Here is a 15,415-nt window from a genome sequence, read left to right as displayed (position 1 = left end):
GCTCAGGCCCGCGTCGTCGCGAGCCTTACCGGCCGGCGCGGCTCGGGGCGCGCCGGCGTCCGGACGGGCATGCTCGCCGGGCCGTCCTCGTCGAAGAGCTCCGCGAGCTTCTCGGTCATGGCGCCGCCGAGCTCCTCCGCATCGATGATCGTCACCGCGCGGCGGTAGTAGCGGGTCACGTCGTGGCCGATGCCGATGGCGAGCAGCTCCACCGGCGAGCGGGTCTCGATGTCCTCGATCATCCAGCGCAGGTGGCGCTCCAGGTAGTTGCCGGGATTGACCGAGAGGGTCGAATCGTCGACGGGCGCGCCGTCCGAGATCACCATCAGGATCTTGCGCTGCTCGGGCCGGCCGAGCAGGCGCTTATGGGCCCAGTCGAGGGCCTCGCCGTCGATGTTCTCCTTGAGCAGCCCCTCGCGCATCATCAGCCCGAGGTTCTTGCGCGCACGGCGCCAGGGAGCGTCGGCGCTTTTGTAGACGATGTGGCGCAGGTCGTTGAGGCGGCCCGGCGTCTGCGGCTTGCCGGCGGCGAGCCACGATTCGCGCGATTGCCCGCCCTTCCAGGCCCGCGTGGTGAAGCCGAGGATCTCGACCTTGACGCCGCAGCGCTCCAGCGTGCGCGCCAGGATGTCGGCGCAGGTCGCCGCCACCGTGATCGGCCGCCCGCGCATGGAGCCCGAATTGTCGAGCAGCAGGGTCACGACGGTGTCGCGGAAGTTCGTGTCCTTCTCCTGCTTGAAGGAGAGGGGCTGGTAGGGGTCGATGACCACGCGCACGAGGCGCGCCGGATCGAGCTGCCCCTCCTCGAGGTCGAAGTCCCAGGCCCGGTTCTGCTGGGCGAGCAGGCGCCGCTGGAGCCGGTTGGCGAGGCGCCCGACCACGCCCTGGAGATGGGCGAGCTGCTTGTCGAGATAGCTGCGCAGGCGCGCCAGCTCGTCGGCGTCGCACAGGTCCTCGGCGTGGACGATCTCGTCGAAGCGCGGGTTGAAGATCTTGTAGTCGGGGCCGAGCACCTGGTTCGGGCGCGGGGTCGGCGGCCGCCAGGATTCGGAGGCCTCTTCCGAATCGGTGCTGTCGGCATCCTCGGGCATCTCGCCGGAGGGGGCGTCGGCGGCCTCGCTCGCGCCCTCCTCCATCTCGTCGGAGGCCTGCTCGCTGGTCTCGACCTCGGAGCGGTCGCCCTGGGACTGCTCGTCGGCCTCGCCCTCGTTCTGCTGCTGCTCGTCGTCCTGGGCCTCGTTCTCGTCCTCGGTGTCGTCGTCCTCCTGGTCGAAGGGGACGTCGTCGGCCATGTCGAGGGAGGTCAGCAGCTCGCGCACGCAGCGGGCGAAGGCGCGCTGGTCCTCGATGGAGCCGATGAGCCCGTCGAGGTTCTTGCCGGCCTTCTCCTCGATATGCGGACGCCACAGCGCGACGATGCGCTCGGCCGCCGGCGGGGGCTTGGCGCCCGTCAGCCGCTCGCGCACCATCAGGGCGACGGCATCCTCGAGCGGCGCGTCGGCGCGGTCGGTGATCTGCTCGTACTTGCCGCCGCGGTGGTAGCGGTCCTCCAGCATCGCCGTGAGGTTGCTCGCCACCCCCGCCATGCGGCGCGAGCCGATGGCCTCGACGCGGGCCTGCTCCACGGAGTCGAAGACGGCGCGCGCGGCCGAGCTCTCCGGCGCGAGCCGGCGATGGACGGCGTTGTCGTGGCAGCCGAGGCGCAGCGCCATCGAATCGGCGTTGCCGCGCAGCACCGCGACATCGGCGGCCGAGAGCTTGCGCGGGGGCTCCGGCAGGCGCGCCTTGTCGCCGGTGAGCGCCGGCCGGTCGGTGGCGTAGGTGACTTCCACCTCGGAGCGGCGGGCGATGGCGCGCAGGCAGGCGGCGACCGAGCGCTTCAGCGGCTCGGAGGCGGATTCCTTGCGGTCGGCGGGCTTGCCGCGGTTGGGAATGGACATCGGGCTACCGGTCCGCGTCGAGTTCGAACGGACGGTTCACGATCTCGTCCCAGGTGTAGGGGCATGCCCGAGGCAGGAGGTCGGGCGCGCATCGCATCTCGCGGGCCGCCCGCAACCGCCCCAGATCGTACCCGTCTTCGATCGCTTCCGCGATACGGGGCTTCAGGCCAGGGTTCTTGCGCAACTGCTTCTCGATACGCTTGCGTTGCTCGGCGATGGTGATCGTCCAGCTTCGACTGCGCCGCTCCGGCTGGTTGTCCCATTTCAGCATGTGCGCGACCAGGACATCGACGGCGCTTTCGAGCTTGTCATACTGCTCCGATCCCACGTCGCTGAGTTCCTCCGCGATGTTCTGAAGATCGAGGGCATCCACCGCGCCGGCCCGAAGGAGTGCGACCTGCTCTTGAACCCAGGTGTAGAGATCGGCCTCGTACGCCGTTCCGACGGATGCCCTCGACGCGGGCGAATGCGGTGCCCCCTTCGGAACGGGTTCCGCCATGGCTTCCTCCATCCTCAGCTCAGCGCGACGTTCATCGCGCTCTCGGGCAGCTCCTTGCCGAAGGCGCGCTGGTAGAACTCGGCGACCAGCGTCCGCTCCAGCTCGTCGCACTTGTTGAGGAAGGTGACGCGGAAGGCGAAGCCGATGTCGCGGAAGATGTCGGCGTTCTCGGCCCAGGTGATGACCGTGCGCGGGCTCATCACGGTGGAGAGGTCGCCGTTCATGAAGGCGTTGCGGGTCAGGTCCGCCACGCGCACCATGCGGTTGACGATGTCGCGCCCGCCCTCGCCCTTGTAGTGGGTGGCCTTGGACAGGACGATGTCCACCTCGCGGTCGTGCGCGAGGTAGTTCAGCGTCGTGACGATGGACCAGCGGTCCATCTGGCCCTGATTGATCTGCTGCGTGCCGTGATAGAGGCCGGACGTGTCGCCCAAGCCCACCGTGTTGGCGGTGGCGAAGAGCCGGAAGGCCGGGTGCGGGCGGATGACGCGCTTCTGGTCGAGCAGCGTCAGGCGGCCGGAGACCTCCAGCACGCGCTGGATCACGAACATCACGTCCGGGCGGCCGGCGTCGTACTCGTCGAAGACGAGCGCGACGTTGTTCTGGAGCGCCCAGGGCAGGATGCCGTCCTGGAAGGCCGTGACCTGCTTGCCGTCCTTGAGGACGATGGCGTCCTTGCCGACGAGGTCGATGCGCGAGACGTGGCTGTCGAGGTTCACCCGCACGCAGGGCCAGTTCAGCCGCGCGGCGACCTGCTCGATATGGGTCGACTTGCCGGTGCCGTGATAGCCCGTGACCATGACGCGGCGGTTGCGGGCGAAGCCGGCGAGGATCGCGAGCGTGGTCTCGCGGTCGAAGATGTAGTCCGGGTCGATGTCGGGGACGTGCTCCTCGCGCTCGGAGAAGGCGGGCACCTCGAGGTCGAGATCGATGCCGAACAGGTCGCGGACCTTGACCGTCCGGTCGGGCAGCGCGGCGGGCTTGTCGTCAGAAAGCATACGGGACCTCGTCGGCGCGGGCCCCGCCGGCCTTCGGCGGAACCTCGCAACTGTCTCGTGCCGTCGGCGGAAGGCGCCTCGGGCGTCGCATCGGAAGCCGGTCTCTTAGTCGCTGGCGCCGGGATGCGCCACCGGAAGCCGGCGTCGGGGATATAGTGCAGCGGGCGCCGTTTGCGCCATGCGCCCGTCGCATCGATCGTGCCGCCTCAGCACAGGCCGGCGGCGCGCAGCGTGTCGTGGGCGCGGATGATGTCGCGCAGGCGTTCCTCAAAGGAGCGGTCGCCGCCGTTGGCGTCCGGGTGGAATCGCTTCACCAGGGCCTTGTACTGCGCCTTGATGGCGGCCGCATCGGCGCCCTCGTCGAGGCCCATCACGTCGAGCGCCTTGCGGGCGGCGGCGGTGTGGCGCGGGCGCTTCGGCTCCGGCTCGGCGCCGCGCGCGCGCTTGGCGCCGACACCCTCAGCGCGCAGGATGCCGAGCGGGTCGACATAGGCCCAGTCCCGCTCGGTGGCCGTCTTGTTCGGGTCGCGGGCGCCGGCGCTGCCGTTCATGCCCATGGCCCAGGTCGGGCGGTGCCCGATGATGGCGTCCTTCTGGTAGGCCTGCACGGCGGCGTCGTTCATGCCGTCGAAATAGTTGTAGGTGGCGTTGTAGGCGCGCACATGGTCCATGCAGAAGCGCCAGTACTGGCCTTCCGCCTTGCGGCCTTTGGGCGCCCGGTAGAGGCCCGGATTCTGGCAGCCGGGAGTCTCGCACTGCCCCTGCGTCGCGGCCTTCGGCTCGTCGCAGGACGGCTTCTTGATCCGGATTTTGTCGAACAGGCGCGAGTTGAGATCCATGACGGGGCGATTATGAGGGGGCCGACCCGAGACACAAGGGCGCCGGGCCTGATGACGCATGCGAAGATCGGGGCTTGACGGGGCCCCGCCGGAGCGGCGCCCCGGCGATCCATAAGGCTAAGGTGGTTACCATGGTGGAAGCGGGCACTCTCAAGGACTGGATCGCGCGGACCCTCGAATCGGAGCTGGCGCCCGCCTTCCTCGACGTCGTGGACGAATCCCACCTCCATGCCGGCCATGCGGGCTGGCGCGAATCCGGGGAGACGCATTTCCGGCTCGACATCGTCTCCGCCGCCTTCGAGGGGAAGAGCCGGGTCGAGCGCCACCGCATCGTCAACGGCCTGATGTCGGGCGCCTTCGCGCGCGGCCTGCATGCGCTCGCCGTGAAGGCCCGCACGCCGGCCGAGGCGGCCTGAGCCTCCGAACGGGGATATGGGGTCGATGGCCCTCCATTGCACGCCGTCCATCTCGCTCGACGAGACGGAGCTGGAGGAGAGCTTCGTGCGCTCCTCCGGCCCCGGCGGCCAGAACGTCAACAAGCTCTCCACCGCCGTGCAGCTGCGCTTCGACGTGCGCCGCTCGCCCTCCCTGCCGAACGCCGTGGCGGTGCGCCTGATGAAGCTCGCCGGGCGACGGCTCACGGGCGACGGGGTGCTCGTGCTCGTCGCCCAGCAGTTCCGCACCCAGGAGCGCAACCGCGCCGATGCCCGCGAGCGCCTCGCCGCGCTGGTCGCGGAGGCGGCGGTGCCGCCGGTGCCGCGCCGCGCCACCCGGCCGACGCTGGCCTCGAAGAAGCGCCGCCTGGAGGACAAGTCCCGGCGCGGCGCGATCAAGCGCGGACGCGGCGACACCTCCGGGGAGTGATGCCGTCTTCCTGCCGGTCCGTTCGGCTGCGGAAGCCTTCCCCTCTCCCCGCCAAAGCGGGGAGAGGGCCCCCCCAGGCGAACCCGCTCCGATCAGCCGGAAACGGCATGAGCCGAGGCCGCGCCGGCCTCATGGCGAGCCCTTCGCGAGCACCGCGACGAGCCCCGGCACATCCCTGTCCCGGTCCCGCCGGATCGCCGCTTCGGAGAGCGAGACCACGCCGAGCCCGGCCTCCCCGGCGGCCTCCCGCAGATGCGCCTCCGATTGCGAGAAGCGGGCATCCGCGCCGAGCCGCACGGGCTCCTCCCCGTCATGCGTCTGGAGCGTGAAGGCCGCGAGCCCGCCCCCGGCCAGGGCCCGCGCGATGGCCGCGAGCGGAGCGCCCAGGTCGCCGACATAGATGAACACGTCGGCCGCGAGCACGAGGTCGGCGCCGCCCTCGGGCTCCTGCGCCAGCGCGCGGAGCAGGTCCCCCGCCACGAGCCGCTGGTAGAGCCCCTTGGCCCGTGCCTTGGCCAGCATCGCCGGCGAGAGGTCGATCCCGACGAGCCGGTCCGCGCGGCCGGCGAGCACCTCGCCCACCAGCCCGGTGCCGCAGCCGAGATCGAGCGCCGTGCCGAAGCGGGCGCCGGCTCCCGCCACGGCGTCGAGGGCCTCGCGCAGCAGCTGCGGGCCGCGATAGCCGAGCCCGTCCACGAGATGCCGGTCGAAGCGCTCGGCATAGCCGTCGAAGAGCGCCCGCACATAGGCCGCCGACATCGCCCGCGTCCCGTCGCCCAGCCCGAGCACGGCGAGCCGCATGCGGGCGCCGAGCGCGTCCTCGGGATCGATGTCGAGGGCGGCGGCATAGGCGCGCAGCGCCGCGTGGAAGGCCGCCTCTCCGGCCCCTGCGGAAAACAGCGCCTCGCGGGCGCGTCCGAGGAGCGCCCAGGCCGGGGCGAAGCGCGGCGCCAGCTCAAGCGCCTGCTCGGCCATCTCGGCGGCGCCCGCCGCGTCGCCCTCCGCGAGGCAGGATTCGGCATAGGCGTATCGCCGGTCGGCGAGGAGATCGCCCGAGGAGCGCTGGCGCGACATGTCTTCAGATGGACCGATGGGAGCCGGCGGGCCGGACCCTATATCCGCTCCCATGCCGCTCCGCGCCAGCGATCTCCTCACTCTCACCCGCGAGGGGCTCCACTGCCCGCTCGGGGGCTTCCATGTCGATCCGACCTGGCCTGTGGAGAGGGCGCTCGTCACCCACGGCCATTCGGACCATGCCCGCTCCGGCCACGGGCATGTGCTCGCCACGGGCGAGACCCTGCGGATCATGGCGGTGCGCTACGGCGAGGGGTTTTGCGGATCGATGCAGGAGGCGCCGCTCGGCGAATGGCTGCGCATCGGCGAGGTCAGCGTGCGCTTCGTGCCGGCCGGGCATGTGCTCGGCTCGGCCCAGATCGCCATCGAGGCCGGCGGCTGCCGCGTTGTCGTCTCCGGCGACTACAAGCGCGCGCCGGACCCCACCTGCCGGCCCTTCGAGGTGGTGCCCTGCGACGTCTTCATCACCGAGGCGACCTTCGGCCTGCCGGTCTTCCGCATGCCCGATACGCGCGAGGAGGTGCGAAAGCTCCTCGCGTCCGTGGCGCTGTTCCCGGAGCGCGCGCATATCGTCGGCGCCTACGCGCTCGGCAAGGCGCAGCGGGTGATGGCCTTGCTGCGGGAGGCCGGCTACGACCGCCCGATCTGGCTGCACGGCGCCATGGAGCGGCTGACGGAGCTCTACAAGGCGGAGGGCATCGCTCTCGGCGAGACTCCGAAGGTGGTCGCGGCCGAGCGGGGCGACCTGAAGGGCGCCATCGTGCTCTGCCCCCCTTCCGCCATCCAGGACGTGTGGTCGCGCAAATTTCCCGACCCCGTGACCTCCTTCGCCTCCGGCTGGATGCGGGTGCGGGCCCGCGCCCGCCAGAAAGGCGTCGAGCTGCCCCTCGTCATCTCCGATCATTCCGACTGGCCGGACCTCTGCCGCACCATCCGCGAGACCGGGGCCGGCGAGGTCTGGGTGACGCATGGGCAGGAGGACGCGCTGGTGCATTGGTGCGGGACGCAAGGGATTGCAGCGAAACCCCTGCACCTGCTCGGCTACGGCGACGAGGAGGCCGACACGGCGCCTGCGGCCGAGGAGGCGGCGGCGTGAACGACTTCGCCCATCTCCTCGACCGTCTCGCCTACGAGCCGCGCCGGCTGGCCAAGCTCCGCCTGCTGAAGGACTATTTCGCCCGCACGCCGGACCCGGAGCGCGGCTACGCGCTCGCCGCGATGACGGGCTCCCTGAGCTTCCGCGAGGCCAAGCCCGCGCTGATCAGGGGGCTGGTGGAGGAGCGCGTCGACCCGGTGCTGTTCCGGCTCTCGCACAACTATGTCGGCGACCTCGCCGAGACCGTGGCGCTGATCTGGCCGGCGCCGTCTTCCCCTCTCCCCTCTGCGGGAGAGGGTGGCCCGCGCAGCGGGTCGGGTGAGGGGAGCAACGGTGCCGGATACGGCGCTCCCCTCTCCCGACCCTCGCTGACGCGAGGGCCACCCTCCCCCGCAGAGGGGGGAGGGGGCGCCTCGGTGGGCCACAACGGCCCGCCCCCCGACGTGCCGACCCTCGCCGAGGTCGTGGAAACGCTGGCCGGCACGAAGAAGGTCGGGCTGCCGGGCCATCTCGCGCGCTGGCTCGACGCGCTCGACGAGACCGGGCGCTGGGCGCTGCTCAAGCTCGTCACCGGAAACCTGCGCGTCGGCGTCTCGGCGCGGCTCGCCAAGACGGCGGTGGGTGCGCTGGGCGGCCACGAGCCGGACGCCGTCGAGCAGGTCTGGCACGGGCTGAGCGTTCCCTACGAGAGCCTGTTCGCCTGGGTCGAGGGCCGGGCCGGCCGGCCGGAGACCGACAACCCGGCGCCCTTCCGCCCGCCCATGCTCTCCCATCCCGTCGAGGAGGAGGACGACCTCGGCAAGCTCGTGCCGGGCGAGTTCTCCGCCGAATGGAAATGGGACGGCATCCGCGTCCAGCTCGCGGGCGGGCGCGACCGCGACGGGCGGCAGGTCCGGAAGGTCTATTCTCGCACCGGCGAGGACATCACCCACGCCTTCCCCGATCTCGCCGAGGCCATCGCCTTCGAGGGCGCCCTCGACGGCGAGCTGCTGATCCTGCGCGAGGGGAGGGTGCAGAGCTTCAACGTCCTCCAGCAGCGCCTCAACCGGAAGGCGGTGACGGATAAGCTGCTGGCCGAGTTCCCGGCGCATGTGCGCGCCTACGATCTTTTCGCCGCCGACGGCGAGGATCTTCGCGACCGACCATTCGCCGAGCGAAGGACGCGGCTGGAGGCGTTCGTCGCGAGGCTCGACCACGCGCGCATCGATCTCTCGCCGCTGGTGCCGTTCGGATCCTGGGCCGATCTCGCCGCCGCCCGCGCCGATCCGGCCTCGGTGGGGGCGGGTGAGGATGCCGACGCCATCGAAGGCGTCATGCTCAAGCGCCGCGACAGCCACTACCTGCCCGGCCGTCCCAAGGGGCCGTGGTGGAAATGGAAGCGCGAGCCCTACCGCGTCGATGCCGTGATGATGTACGCCCAGCGCGGCCACGGGAAGCGCTCGTCCTTCTATTCGGACTACACCTTCGGGGTCTGGCGCGAGGGCGCGGAGGGCGCCGACGAGCTGGTGCCGGTGGGGAAGGCCTATCACGGCTTCACCGACGCCGAGCTGCAAAAGCTCGACCGCTATGTCCGCAACCACACGGTGAAGCGCTTCGGCCCGGTGCGCGAGGTCGCCTACGGCGCCGAGGCCGGGCTGGTGCTGGAGATCGCCTTCGAGGGCGTGCAGCGCTCGACCCGGCACAAGTCGGGGGTCGCCATGCGCTTTCCCCGCGTCAGGCGCATCCGCTGGGACAAGCCGCCGGCCGAGGCCGACCGCATCGACGTGCTGGAACGCATCCTCGCCCGCGGCGAGCGCGAGGTCATGCCCGGCGAGAGCCTGAAGGAGGGCGCATGAGACGGGGCCGCATCGGACAGATCGAGGATTTTTCCGAAGGCGCCGTCACGCGCAGAGCGAGCGCGCGCCTGAGCGTCGAGACGCCGGGCCAGGGATTCACCGACATCACGCGCGCGGTGGCGGATTTCGTGGTGCGGAGCGGGCTCGCCGACGGGATCGTCACGGTGTTTTGCCGGCATACATCCGCGTCGCTGACGATCCAGGAGAACGCCGACCCGGACGTGCAAACTGACCTGATGACGGCGCTCGACGGGCTGGCGCCGCGCCACGGCGCCTATGTCCACGGCTGCGAGGGGCCGGACGACATGCCCGCCCATATCCGCACGATGCTGACCGATAGCGGGCTCACGATCCCCCTCGTCGGCGGCCGTTTGGCGCTCGGCACCTGGCAGGGGATCTATCTCGTCGAGCACCGTGACCGGCCGCACCGGCGCGAGATCGTGCTCGCCGCGATGGGCGCCTGAGGCTCAGGCGGCCACGCCCCGCCCGTAGCCGATCAGCATGCAGCGGCGCTGGTGCTCGTTGAGCGCGTTCCAGGCCTGGGCGCCGCTCTCGACATGGGCGATGTCGGTGGTGCCCGCCGGGGGGATCTCCCGGCGCGCGATGTAGTGCGACCGGAACTTGGTGCGGTAGTTCAGCGTCGGCAGGCTGGTGTGGGAGATGGGATAGCCCCGCGCCTGGACGGCGGCCCAGACGATCTGGTCGCCGATGGTGCCGACGTTGCGCGGCATCATGGCCCACAGGGCGATGATGTCGATGACGCTCTTGTGGAACAGGATCGTGCCGGTGTCGGCGAAGCGCAGGCCGTCGCTCTCGTTGTCGAGCGGGTCGAGCATGCTGCCGTCGAGCCGGCGCAGCGCGCGCCGGCAGGTGGTGATCGCGGTGCCGTTCTTGAGCGCCGTGCAGATCAGGCTCGACATGTGGTTGGGCTCGACCCAGTTGTCGGCGTCGAGGAAGGCGACGAACTCGGCGCCGGCATGGACCGCGTGCAGCGCCCCCATGCCGCGGGCGAAGTCGCCCTTGTCTTCGTGGGCGTTGGGCAGGACGATGTGCTCGCAGTCCCAGGCATCGATCTCGGGCTTGGCGAAGCCGTCCGCGACGATGATGTGCCGGCAAGGCATGTCCTGGGCGAGCACGCTCTCGTGGCCCTGGCGGATCTCCGCGAGGTCTTCCTTGTAGTAGGGCGTGACGAGCGCGATCTGCATGGTTTCCTGCCCTGACGATCCTGCCCCGGACGGGGAGCCGGCGGCCTTGGGCCGCGCGGCGGCGATGTGCGGTGGCCTCAGCGCAGGAGCTGGAGGATGCTCTGCTGGGCGGTGTTGGCGAGCGACAGGGCGGAGATGCCGAGCGACTGGCGGGTGGAGAGGGCCTGGGAGTTGGCCGCCTCCTCGTTGAGATCGGCGTTGGTGAGGTTGGCCGAGCCGGTATCGAGGATGTTCGCGATCTGCTTGGAGAAGTCCTGGCGGTTCTGTACCACCGAGAGGTTGGAGCCGAGGGTCGTCGCGTCCGCCTTCAGCTGGTCGGTGGCGCTCTCCAGGGTCTTGGCGGTCGACTTGATGTCGGCGTTGAGCAGGAAGCTGCCCTGGCCGATGGTCGAGCTCGTGCCGCCCTTTTCGGTGATGGCGGAGAGGCCCAGCCCCGAGGCCGTCTCGTCGGTGGAGGCGACGGTCAGGTTCGAGTTGCCCTTCGGGTTGAAGTTGATGGTCAGGTCGTTGTTCTTGCCCGAGATCAGGTTCACGCCGTTGAAGCTGGCATCGCCGGCGAGCTGCGTGATCTGGATGAGCAGGTTGTTGTACTGGCTGGCGAGGGAGGCGCGCTGGGTGACGCCGGAGACGGTGATCTCGCTCGAGGTGCCGGCGGCGGCCGAGGCGGTGCCGTAGGTGGGGCCGGTGCCGGTGCCGGCGGAGAAGCCGAGGGTGGTCTGGCTGGCGGTGTCGGCGAACTCGATGTCGGCGGAGGCGTTGAGCACCACCTTCTTGCCGGTGGAATCGATGGAGAAGGCGTTGCCGACGCCCTGGGCGTTCGAGACCGCGTTGAGAGCGCTGACGACGTCGACGATGCTGGAGGCCGAGGTGAAGCCGGAGGCCGAGACCTGGGTGCCGTTGACGAAGAAGTTCACCACCGAGGTGGAGGTGAGCGAGGAGGTCGAGAGGGCGGTGGCGGCGGTGCCGGTGGTGGTGATCTGCGTGGCGAGCGCCTGGCTGGTGAGCGACTTCGCCTGATCCACGATCTTCTGGATCGAGGTGATGCCCTGGTTGGCCGCCTGGATCGTCTGGACGCCGTTCGAGATGCCGTCCAGCAGGCTGGAGATGTCCTTCGAGCGGCCGGTCAGGCTCTGCGCGGTGAAGAAGTTCAGCGGGTTGTCGAGGGCCGAGGCGACCTTCTTGCCGGTGGCGAGACGGTTCTGGGTGGTGGCCGTCAGAGCCGACGTGTCCTGCAACGAGAGCAGGTTCTGACGCGTTGCGGCGGAAAGCGTGACGTCGGACGACATGAGAGCGACTCCTTTGATCCGAACGCGATGCGGCCTAGATCGTCGGAGTGATTCTTGCGCGGCGTGGTTGAAATTTCGTTAAGCCGGGAGAGCGCTTTAACGACGTTCGTCAACCATGCCGGGCATTTCTCGGGCCGTGCCGCCCTCCTCGCGCGCGCGGGATATTCAAGACACGCGGGTCGGGAAGCGCGCGGCGCGAAACGACGAAACGGCCGGATCCTTCGATCCGGCCGTCCCGTCTCGTCGTGGAGGTCTCCTCCTTAGCGGAGGAGAGCCGTCCGGTTCAGCGCAGGAGCTGGAGGATGCTCTGCTGGGCGGTGTTGGCGAGGGAGAGCGCCGAGATGCCGAGCGACTGGCGGGTGGAGAGGGCCTGGGAGTTGGCCGCCTCCTCGTTCAGGTCGGCGTTGGTGAGGTTCGCTGCACCCGTGTCGAGGATGTTGGCGAGCTGCTTGGAGAAGTCCTGACGGTTCTGTACCACCGAGAGGTTGGAGCCGAGCGTCGTGGAATCCGCCTTGAGCTGGTCGGTGGCCGCGGCGAGGGTCTTCACCGTGTTGTTGATGTCGGCGTTGAGCAGGAAGTTGCCCTTGCCGGCGGTGGAGCTCGCCGCGTCCTTGTTGGAGACGGCGGAGAGGCCGAGGCCCGAGGCCGTCTCGTCGGTGGAGGCGACGGTCAGGTTCGAGTTGCCCTTCGGGTTGAAGCTGATGCTCAGGTCGTTGTTCTTGCCCGAGATCAGGTTCACGCCGTTGAAGCTGGCATCGCCGGCGAGCTGCGTGATCTGGGTGAGCAGGTTGTTGTACTGCGTGGCGAGCGAGGCGCGCTGGGTGACGCCCGAGACGGTGATCTCGCTCGAGGTGCCGGCGGCGGACGCCGTGCCGTAGGTGGGGCCGGTGCCGGTGCCGGCGGAGAAGCCGAGGGTGGTCTGGCTGGCGGTGTCGGCGAACTCGATATCGGCGGAGGCGTTGATGACGACCTTCTTGCCGGTGGAGTCGACGGTGAAGGCGTTGCCGACGCCCTGGGCGTTCGAGGCCGAGTTGAGGGCGTTGACGACGTCGGTGATGCTGGAGGCCGAGGTGAAGCCCGAGGCCGAGACCTGGGTTCCGTTGACGAAGAAGTTCACCACCGAGGTGGAGGTGAGCGAGGAGGTCGCGAGGGCGGTGGCGGCGGTGCCGTTGGTGGTGACCTGCGTGGCGAGCGCCTGGCTGGCCAGGGACTTCGCCTGCTCCACGACCTTCTGGATCGAGGTGATGCCCTGGTTGGCCGCCTGGATCGCCTGGACGCCGTTCGAGATGCCGTCCAGCAGGCCGCTGATGTCCGACGAGCGGCTGTTCAGGCTCTGCGCGGTGAAGAAGTTCAGCGGGTTGTCGAGGGCCGAGGCGACCTTCTTGCCGGTGGCGAGACGGTTCTGGGTGGTCGACGTCAGAGCCGCCGTGTCCTGCAACGAGAGCAGGTTCTGACGGGAGGCGGCCGAGAGCGTGATGGAAGAGGACATGGCGATTGATCCTATTGATCGGGTGAAACGCCGTTCTTGGCGATGACCGAACCTAGGATTTGCCGCCTTACCGACGCTTTAAACCGATCCTTCGAAAGCGGCGCGTTCCCGGCGAACCACGGGCGATCCCGCGAATTCGGGGGTTATGCTTAAGAGGGCGTTAACTCCTCGCGGGCCAATAGTGTGCCGGGATGAAGCCGGACCCGCGCCGATGCCGCTGAAGATCACCCTCAAGCCGTTCGAGCGGCTCATCATCAACGGGGCGGCGATCCGCAACGGCGAGCGCAGCGCCAGCTTCCTCATCGAGACGCAGAGCAAGTTCCTGCGTGAGAGCGAGATCATCCTGGAGGCGGAGGCCGACACCGCCTGCAAGCGCCTCTGCGTGACGCTCCAGCTCATCTATCTCGCCGACAACCCCATCGAGGCCGAGGACCTGTTCGTGCGCCAAGCCACCGAGCTGATGCGCGCCGTGCCGAGCACCGGGCCGTACATCCTCGCGATCCAGGACGAGCTCGCCGCCGGCCAGTACCACCGCGCGATCAAGCGCGGGCGCGACCTCGTCGCCTACGAGCGCTCGCTCACCGAACATCTCGCCACCACAGCCTGAGGCCCGACGTCCATGCTCTCGTCCAAGACCGCCTCGAATCCCGCCTCGAATCCCGCCGCCAAGATCCCCTCGGGCATGCCGGCCCGCCTGCCGAGCGTCGCCATCGCCGTGCCCTCCGCCACCACGGTGCATGCCGATTTCTGCATGTCGCTCGCGACCATGTGCTACAACCTCAACGAGCTGCCGATCATCGTCATCACCTGCCGCTCGTCGATCGTCGCCGAGGCGCGCAACAACGGCGTCAAGATGGCCCAGGAGGCGGGCGCCGAGTACGTCTTCTTCGTCGACAGCGACATGACCTTCCCCCACGACGCGCTGCTGCGCCTGCTCGTGCGCGAGGAGGACATCGTCGGCGCCACCTATTCGCGCCGGACGCCGCCGCTGACCTTCCTCGGCGAGATGCGCGACCCGCAGCCGGCCGACGCGCCCCCCGGCCTCGTCGAGATGACCCGCATCCCCACCGGCTGCCTGCTCATCCGCATGAGCGTCTTCGAGAAGCTCAAGGCGCCCTATTTCCGCTTCCGCACGGACGAGGCCTCCGGCCAGATCGTCGGCGAGGACTACGACTTCTCCGACCGCGTCCGCGAGCAGGGCTATCGGATCTGGTGCGACCCGATCCTGAGCAAGAAGCTCGGCCATCTCGGCCAGCAGGTCTTCGTGCTCTGAGGGCCGTCGTCCGGCCCGACGATCCCCGCCTCCCCGCCGTCGCGACCGCCGCCACGGCGGATCAGGAGCCTTCTCCAATGCTCAAGACCTCGATCGTCATCGCCTCCTGGCGCCGTCCGGCCCAGCTCGCCGAGGCGCTGCGCCGCCTGCCCGTGCAGCCCATGCTGACCTTCGGGTCGGAGCTGATCCTGGTCGGCTCGGCGCCCGACGACGACACGGCGGCGGTGATGACCGCCTATGCCCGGCAGGCCCCCTTCCCGGTGAAGGTCGCCATGGCGGACAAGCCCGGCTTCGCGCATGCCCAGAATGTCGGCCTCACCATGAGCGAGGGCGAGCTGCTCGTCTTCACCGACGACGACTGCTACCTCGAAGAGACCTATCTCGCGACGCTCCTGCGCCGCTTCGATCCGCGCGCCTTCCAGTACGGCATGGGCGAGATCGCCCTCGCCAACCCCGACGACGATCCCCGCATCGCCAATACCGGCTGGTGGTCGTTCCCCGACATGCAGATCATCCCGCCCCACAGCGTCGTCGCGCCGGGCATGATCCAGGGGGCGAACATGTTCTTCCTGCGCGAGGTGCTCGCGGCGACGGGCGGCGTCTGCCAGGTCGGGCCGGTCGAGAACAACGACCTGATGACCGCCTTCCTCGCCTCGCGGGCGGGCTACACGGGGGCGCTGCTGCGCGGGCCCAAGGTCTATCACGACCACGGCCGCCGGCGCGGCTCCCCCGAGGCGCAGAAGGTCGCCGATGTCTACGCGGTCATCGCCGGCGCCTATTTCGCGCAGCTCGCCGCCATCGGCCGGACGGCGGCGTTCGACCTGTGGAAGACGAGCGTGCCCGAAGGGGGCAGCGTCGACCTGCACAAGCTCGAGATCGAGTTCCGCGCCGCCGCGGACGAGATCGCCTGGCTGCGCCAGACCCGGACCCCGGCCGGGCCGGACGCCCTCGGCGTCGCCGCCTGAGGCCGGGCCTCGGGCGCGACGGCCTTCACCCACCACGCATGCGGCCCCGGAG

At 69.8% G+C, this 15,415-nt stretch carries 16 protein-coding genes; 8 read left to right on the top strand and 8 right to left on the bottom strand.

Going from position 1 to position 15,415, the window contains the following annotated elements; genetic code table 11:
* Positions 1 to 2: 2 nt before the first annotated feature.
* From cobT to ACP56T_RS13240, 4 genes are all read right to left on the bottom strand, one after another.
* Positions 3 to 1,940 carry a cobaltochelatase subunit CobT gene (gene cobT / locus ACP56T_RS13255; protein ID WP_430912584.1) on the bottom strand — a complete coding sequence of 646 codons (1,938 nt, stop codon included), beginning with the start codon at positions 1,938 to 1,940 and terminating at the stop codon, positions 3 to 5.
* A gap of 4 nt (positions 1,941 to 1,944) precedes the next feature.
* Complete coding sequence (locus ACP56T_RS13250) at positions 1,945 to 2,439, bottom strand: DUF29 domain-containing protein (RefSeq protein ID WP_430912583.1); 495 nt, start codon at positions 2,437 to 2,439, stop codon at positions 1,945 to 1,947.
* 14 nt (positions 2,440 to 2,453) lie between these two features.
* Positions 2,454 to 3,437, bottom strand: coding sequence for a cobaltochelatase subunit CobS (gene cobS, locus ACP56T_RS13245; RefSeq protein WP_430912582.1), 984 nt, complete (start codon positions 3,435 to 3,437; stop codon positions 2,454 to 2,456).
* Between the two features lie 206 nt (positions 3,438 to 3,643).
* Complete coding sequence (locus tag ACP56T_RS13240) at positions 3,644 to 4,276, bottom strand: J domain-containing protein (RefSeq protein WP_430912581.1); 633 nt, start codon at positions 4,274 to 4,276, stop codon at positions 3,644 to 3,646.
* Positions 4,277 to 4,410: 134 nt separating this feature from the next.
* On the opposite strand from ACP56T_RS13240, the gene ACP56T_RS13235 reads away from it, so the two are divergent.
* Complete coding sequence (locus tag ACP56T_RS13235; protein ID WP_472853154.1) at positions 4,411 to 4,692, top strand: BolA family protein; 282 nt, start codon at positions 4,411 to 4,413, stop codon at positions 4,690 to 4,692.
* A gap of 25 nt (positions 4,693 to 4,717) precedes the next feature.
* The gene (gene arfB / locus ACP56T_RS13230) at positions 4,718 to 5,140 is read left to right on the top strand and encodes an alternative ribosome rescue aminoacyl-tRNA hydrolase ArfB (RefSeq protein ID WP_430912579.1); all 423 of its coding nucleotides are present in this window, start codon (positions 4,718 to 4,720) and stop codon (positions 5,138 to 5,140) included.
* Between the two features lie 129 nt (positions 5,141 to 5,269).
* Here the strand turns inward: arfB and ACP56T_RS13225 are convergent, their stop codons facing one another.
* Positions 5,270 to 6,214: a class I SAM-dependent DNA methyltransferase gene (locus ACP56T_RS13225; RefSeq protein ID WP_430912578.1), complete on the bottom strand. Its 945-nt coding sequence runs from the start codon at positions 6,212 to 6,214 to the stop codon at positions 5,270 to 5,272.
* Between the two features lie 52 nt (positions 6,215 to 6,266).
* Here ACP56T_RS13225 and ACP56T_RS13220 point away from each other — a divergent pair, with 52 nt between their 5' ends.
* The 3 genes from ACP56T_RS13220 to ACP56T_RS13210 are packed head-to-tail and all read left to right on the top strand — an operon-like array spanning position 6,267 to position 9,609.
* Positions 6,267 to 7,310: a ligase-associated DNA damage response exonuclease gene (locus ACP56T_RS13220; protein WP_430912577.1), complete on the top strand. Its 1,044-nt coding sequence runs from the start codon at positions 6,267 to 6,269 to the stop codon at positions 7,308 to 7,310.
* Positions 7,307 to 9,145: a cisplatin damage response ATP-dependent DNA ligase gene (locus tag ACP56T_RS13215; protein WP_430912576.1), complete on the top strand. Its 1,839-nt coding sequence runs from the start codon at positions 7,307 to 7,309 to the stop codon at positions 9,143 to 9,145. The genes ACP56T_RS13220 and ACP56T_RS13215 overlap by 4 nt, the downstream gene beginning before the upstream one ends.
* Positions 9,142 to 9,609 (top strand): secondary thiamine-phosphate synthase enzyme YjbQ, encoded by a 468-nt coding sequence (locus ACP56T_RS13210; RefSeq protein WP_430912575.1) that lies wholly within the window; start codon positions 9,142 to 9,144, stop codon positions 9,607 to 9,609. The genes ACP56T_RS13215 and ACP56T_RS13210 overlap by 4 nt, the downstream gene beginning before the upstream one ends.
* 3 nt (positions 9,610 to 9,612) lie before the next feature.
* Here the strand turns inward: ACP56T_RS13210 and ACP56T_RS13205 are convergent, their stop codons facing one another.
* The 3 genes from ACP56T_RS13205 to ACP56T_RS13195 all read right to left on the bottom strand — a co-directional run bounded on the left by ACP56T_RS13205 (position 9,613) and on the right by ACP56T_RS13195 (position 13,125).
* Positions 9,613 to 10,350, bottom strand: coding sequence for a glycosyltransferase (locus ACP56T_RS13205; protein ID WP_430912574.1), 738 nt, complete (start codon positions 10,348 to 10,350; stop codon positions 9,613 to 9,615).
* A gap of 77 nt (positions 10,351 to 10,427) precedes the next feature.
* A complete protein-coding gene (locus ACP56T_RS13200) occupies positions 10,428 to 11,636 on the bottom strand; it encodes a flagellin N-terminal helical domain-containing protein (protein WP_430912573.1) in 1,209 nt (402 codons plus the stop codon).
* A gap of 283 nt (positions 11,637 to 11,919) precedes the next feature.
* A complete protein-coding gene (locus ACP56T_RS13195) occupies positions 11,920 to 13,125 on the bottom strand; it encodes a flagellin N-terminal helical domain-containing protein (RefSeq protein ID WP_430912572.1) in 1,206 nt (401 codons plus the stop codon).
* Between the two features lie 211 nt (positions 13,126 to 13,336).
* Between ACP56T_RS13195 and ACP56T_RS13190 the strand changes: the two genes are divergently transcribed.
* The 3 genes from ACP56T_RS13190 to ACP56T_RS13180 all read left to right on the top strand — a co-directional run bounded on the left by ACP56T_RS13190 (position 13,337) and on the right by ACP56T_RS13180 (position 15,363).
* Positions 13,337 to 13,732, top strand: a complete 396-nt coding sequence (locus ACP56T_RS13190) for a flagellar biosynthesis repressor FlbT (protein WP_430912571.1) — start codon at positions 13,337 to 13,339, stop codon at positions 13,730 to 13,732.
* A 12-nt stretch (positions 13,733 to 13,744) separates the two neighbouring features.
* Positions 13,745 to 14,398, top strand: coding sequence for a glycosyltransferase family 2 protein (locus ACP56T_RS13185; RefSeq protein ID WP_430912570.1), 654 nt, complete (start codon positions 13,745 to 13,747; stop codon positions 14,396 to 14,398).
* A 77-nt stretch (positions 14,399 to 14,475) separates the two neighbouring features.
* The gene (locus ACP56T_RS13180) at positions 14,476 to 15,363 is read left to right on the top strand and encodes a glycosyltransferase family 2 protein (RefSeq protein ID WP_430912569.1); all 888 of its coding nucleotides are present in this window, start codon (positions 14,476 to 14,478) and stop codon (positions 15,361 to 15,363) included.
* The last annotated feature ends 52 nt before the right edge of the window (positions 15,364 to 15,415 follow it).

This window comes from Methylobacterium endophyticum (assembly GCF_050591105.1).
Classification (GTDB): Bacteria; Pseudomonadota; Alphaproteobacteria; order Rhizobiales; family Beijerinckiaceae; genus Methylobacterium.
The sequence above is the reverse complement of the archived record's forward strand: the minus strand, read 5'-3'. Positions and strand labels throughout refer to the sequence as shown.

What these genes read in the sequence shown, in the direction of transcription:
- cobT (WP_430912584.1), bottom strand. Translation starts at nt 1,940, where the DNA reads ATGTCCATTCCCAACCGCGGCAAGCCCGCCGACCGCAAGGAATCCGCC.
- ACP56T_RS13250 (WP_430912583.1), bottom strand. Translation starts at nt 2,439, where the DNA reads ATGGCGGAACCCGTTCCGAAGGGGGCACCGCATTCGCCCGCGTCGAGG.
- cobS (WP_430912582.1), bottom strand. Translation starts at nt 3,437, where the DNA reads ATGCTTTCTGACGACAAGCCCGCCGCGCTGCCCGACCGGACGGTCAAG.
- ACP56T_RS13240 (WP_430912581.1), bottom strand. Translation starts at nt 4,276, where the DNA reads ATGGATCTCAACTCGCGCCTGTTCGACAAAATCCGGATCAAGAAGCCG.
- arfB (WP_430912579.1), top strand. Translation starts at nt 4,718, where the DNA reads ATGGCCCTCCATTGCACGCCGTCCATCTCGCTCGACGAGACGGAGCTG.
- ACP56T_RS13225 (WP_430912578.1), bottom strand. Translation starts at nt 6,214, where the DNA reads ATGTCGCGCCAGCGCTCCTCGGGCGATCTCCTCGCCGACCGGCGATAC.
- ACP56T_RS13220 (WP_430912577.1), top strand. Translation starts at nt 6,267, where the DNA reads ATGCCGCTCCGCGCCAGCGATCTCCTCACTCTCACCCGCGAGGGGCTC.
- ACP56T_RS13210 (WP_430912575.1), top strand. Translation starts at nt 9,142, where the DNA reads ATGAGACGGGGCCGCATCGGACAGATCGAGGATTTTTCCGAAGGCGCC.
- ACP56T_RS13205 (WP_430912574.1), bottom strand. Translation starts at nt 10,350, where the DNA reads ATGCAGATCGCGCTCGTCACGCCCTACTACAAGGAAGACCTCGCGGAG.
- ACP56T_RS13200 (WP_430912573.1), bottom strand. Translation starts at nt 11,636, where the DNA reads ATGTCGTCCGACGTCACGCTTTCCGCCGCAACGCGTCAGAACCTGCTC.
- ACP56T_RS13195 (WP_430912572.1), bottom strand. Translation starts at nt 13,125, where the DNA reads ATGTCCTCTTCCATCACGCTCTCGGCCGCCTCCCGTCAGAACCTGCTC.
- ACP56T_RS13190 (WP_430912571.1), top strand. Translation starts at nt 13,337, where the DNA reads ATGCCGCTGAAGATCACCCTCAAGCCGTTCGAGCGGCTCATCATCAAC.
- ACP56T_RS13185 (WP_430912570.1), top strand. Translation starts at nt 13,745, where the DNA reads ATGCTCTCGTCCAAGACCGCCTCGAATCCCGCCTCGAATCCCGCCGCC.
- ACP56T_RS13180 (WP_430912569.1), top strand. Translation starts at nt 14,476, where the DNA reads ATGCTCAAGACCTCGATCGTCATCGCCTCCTGGCGCCGTCCGGCCCAG.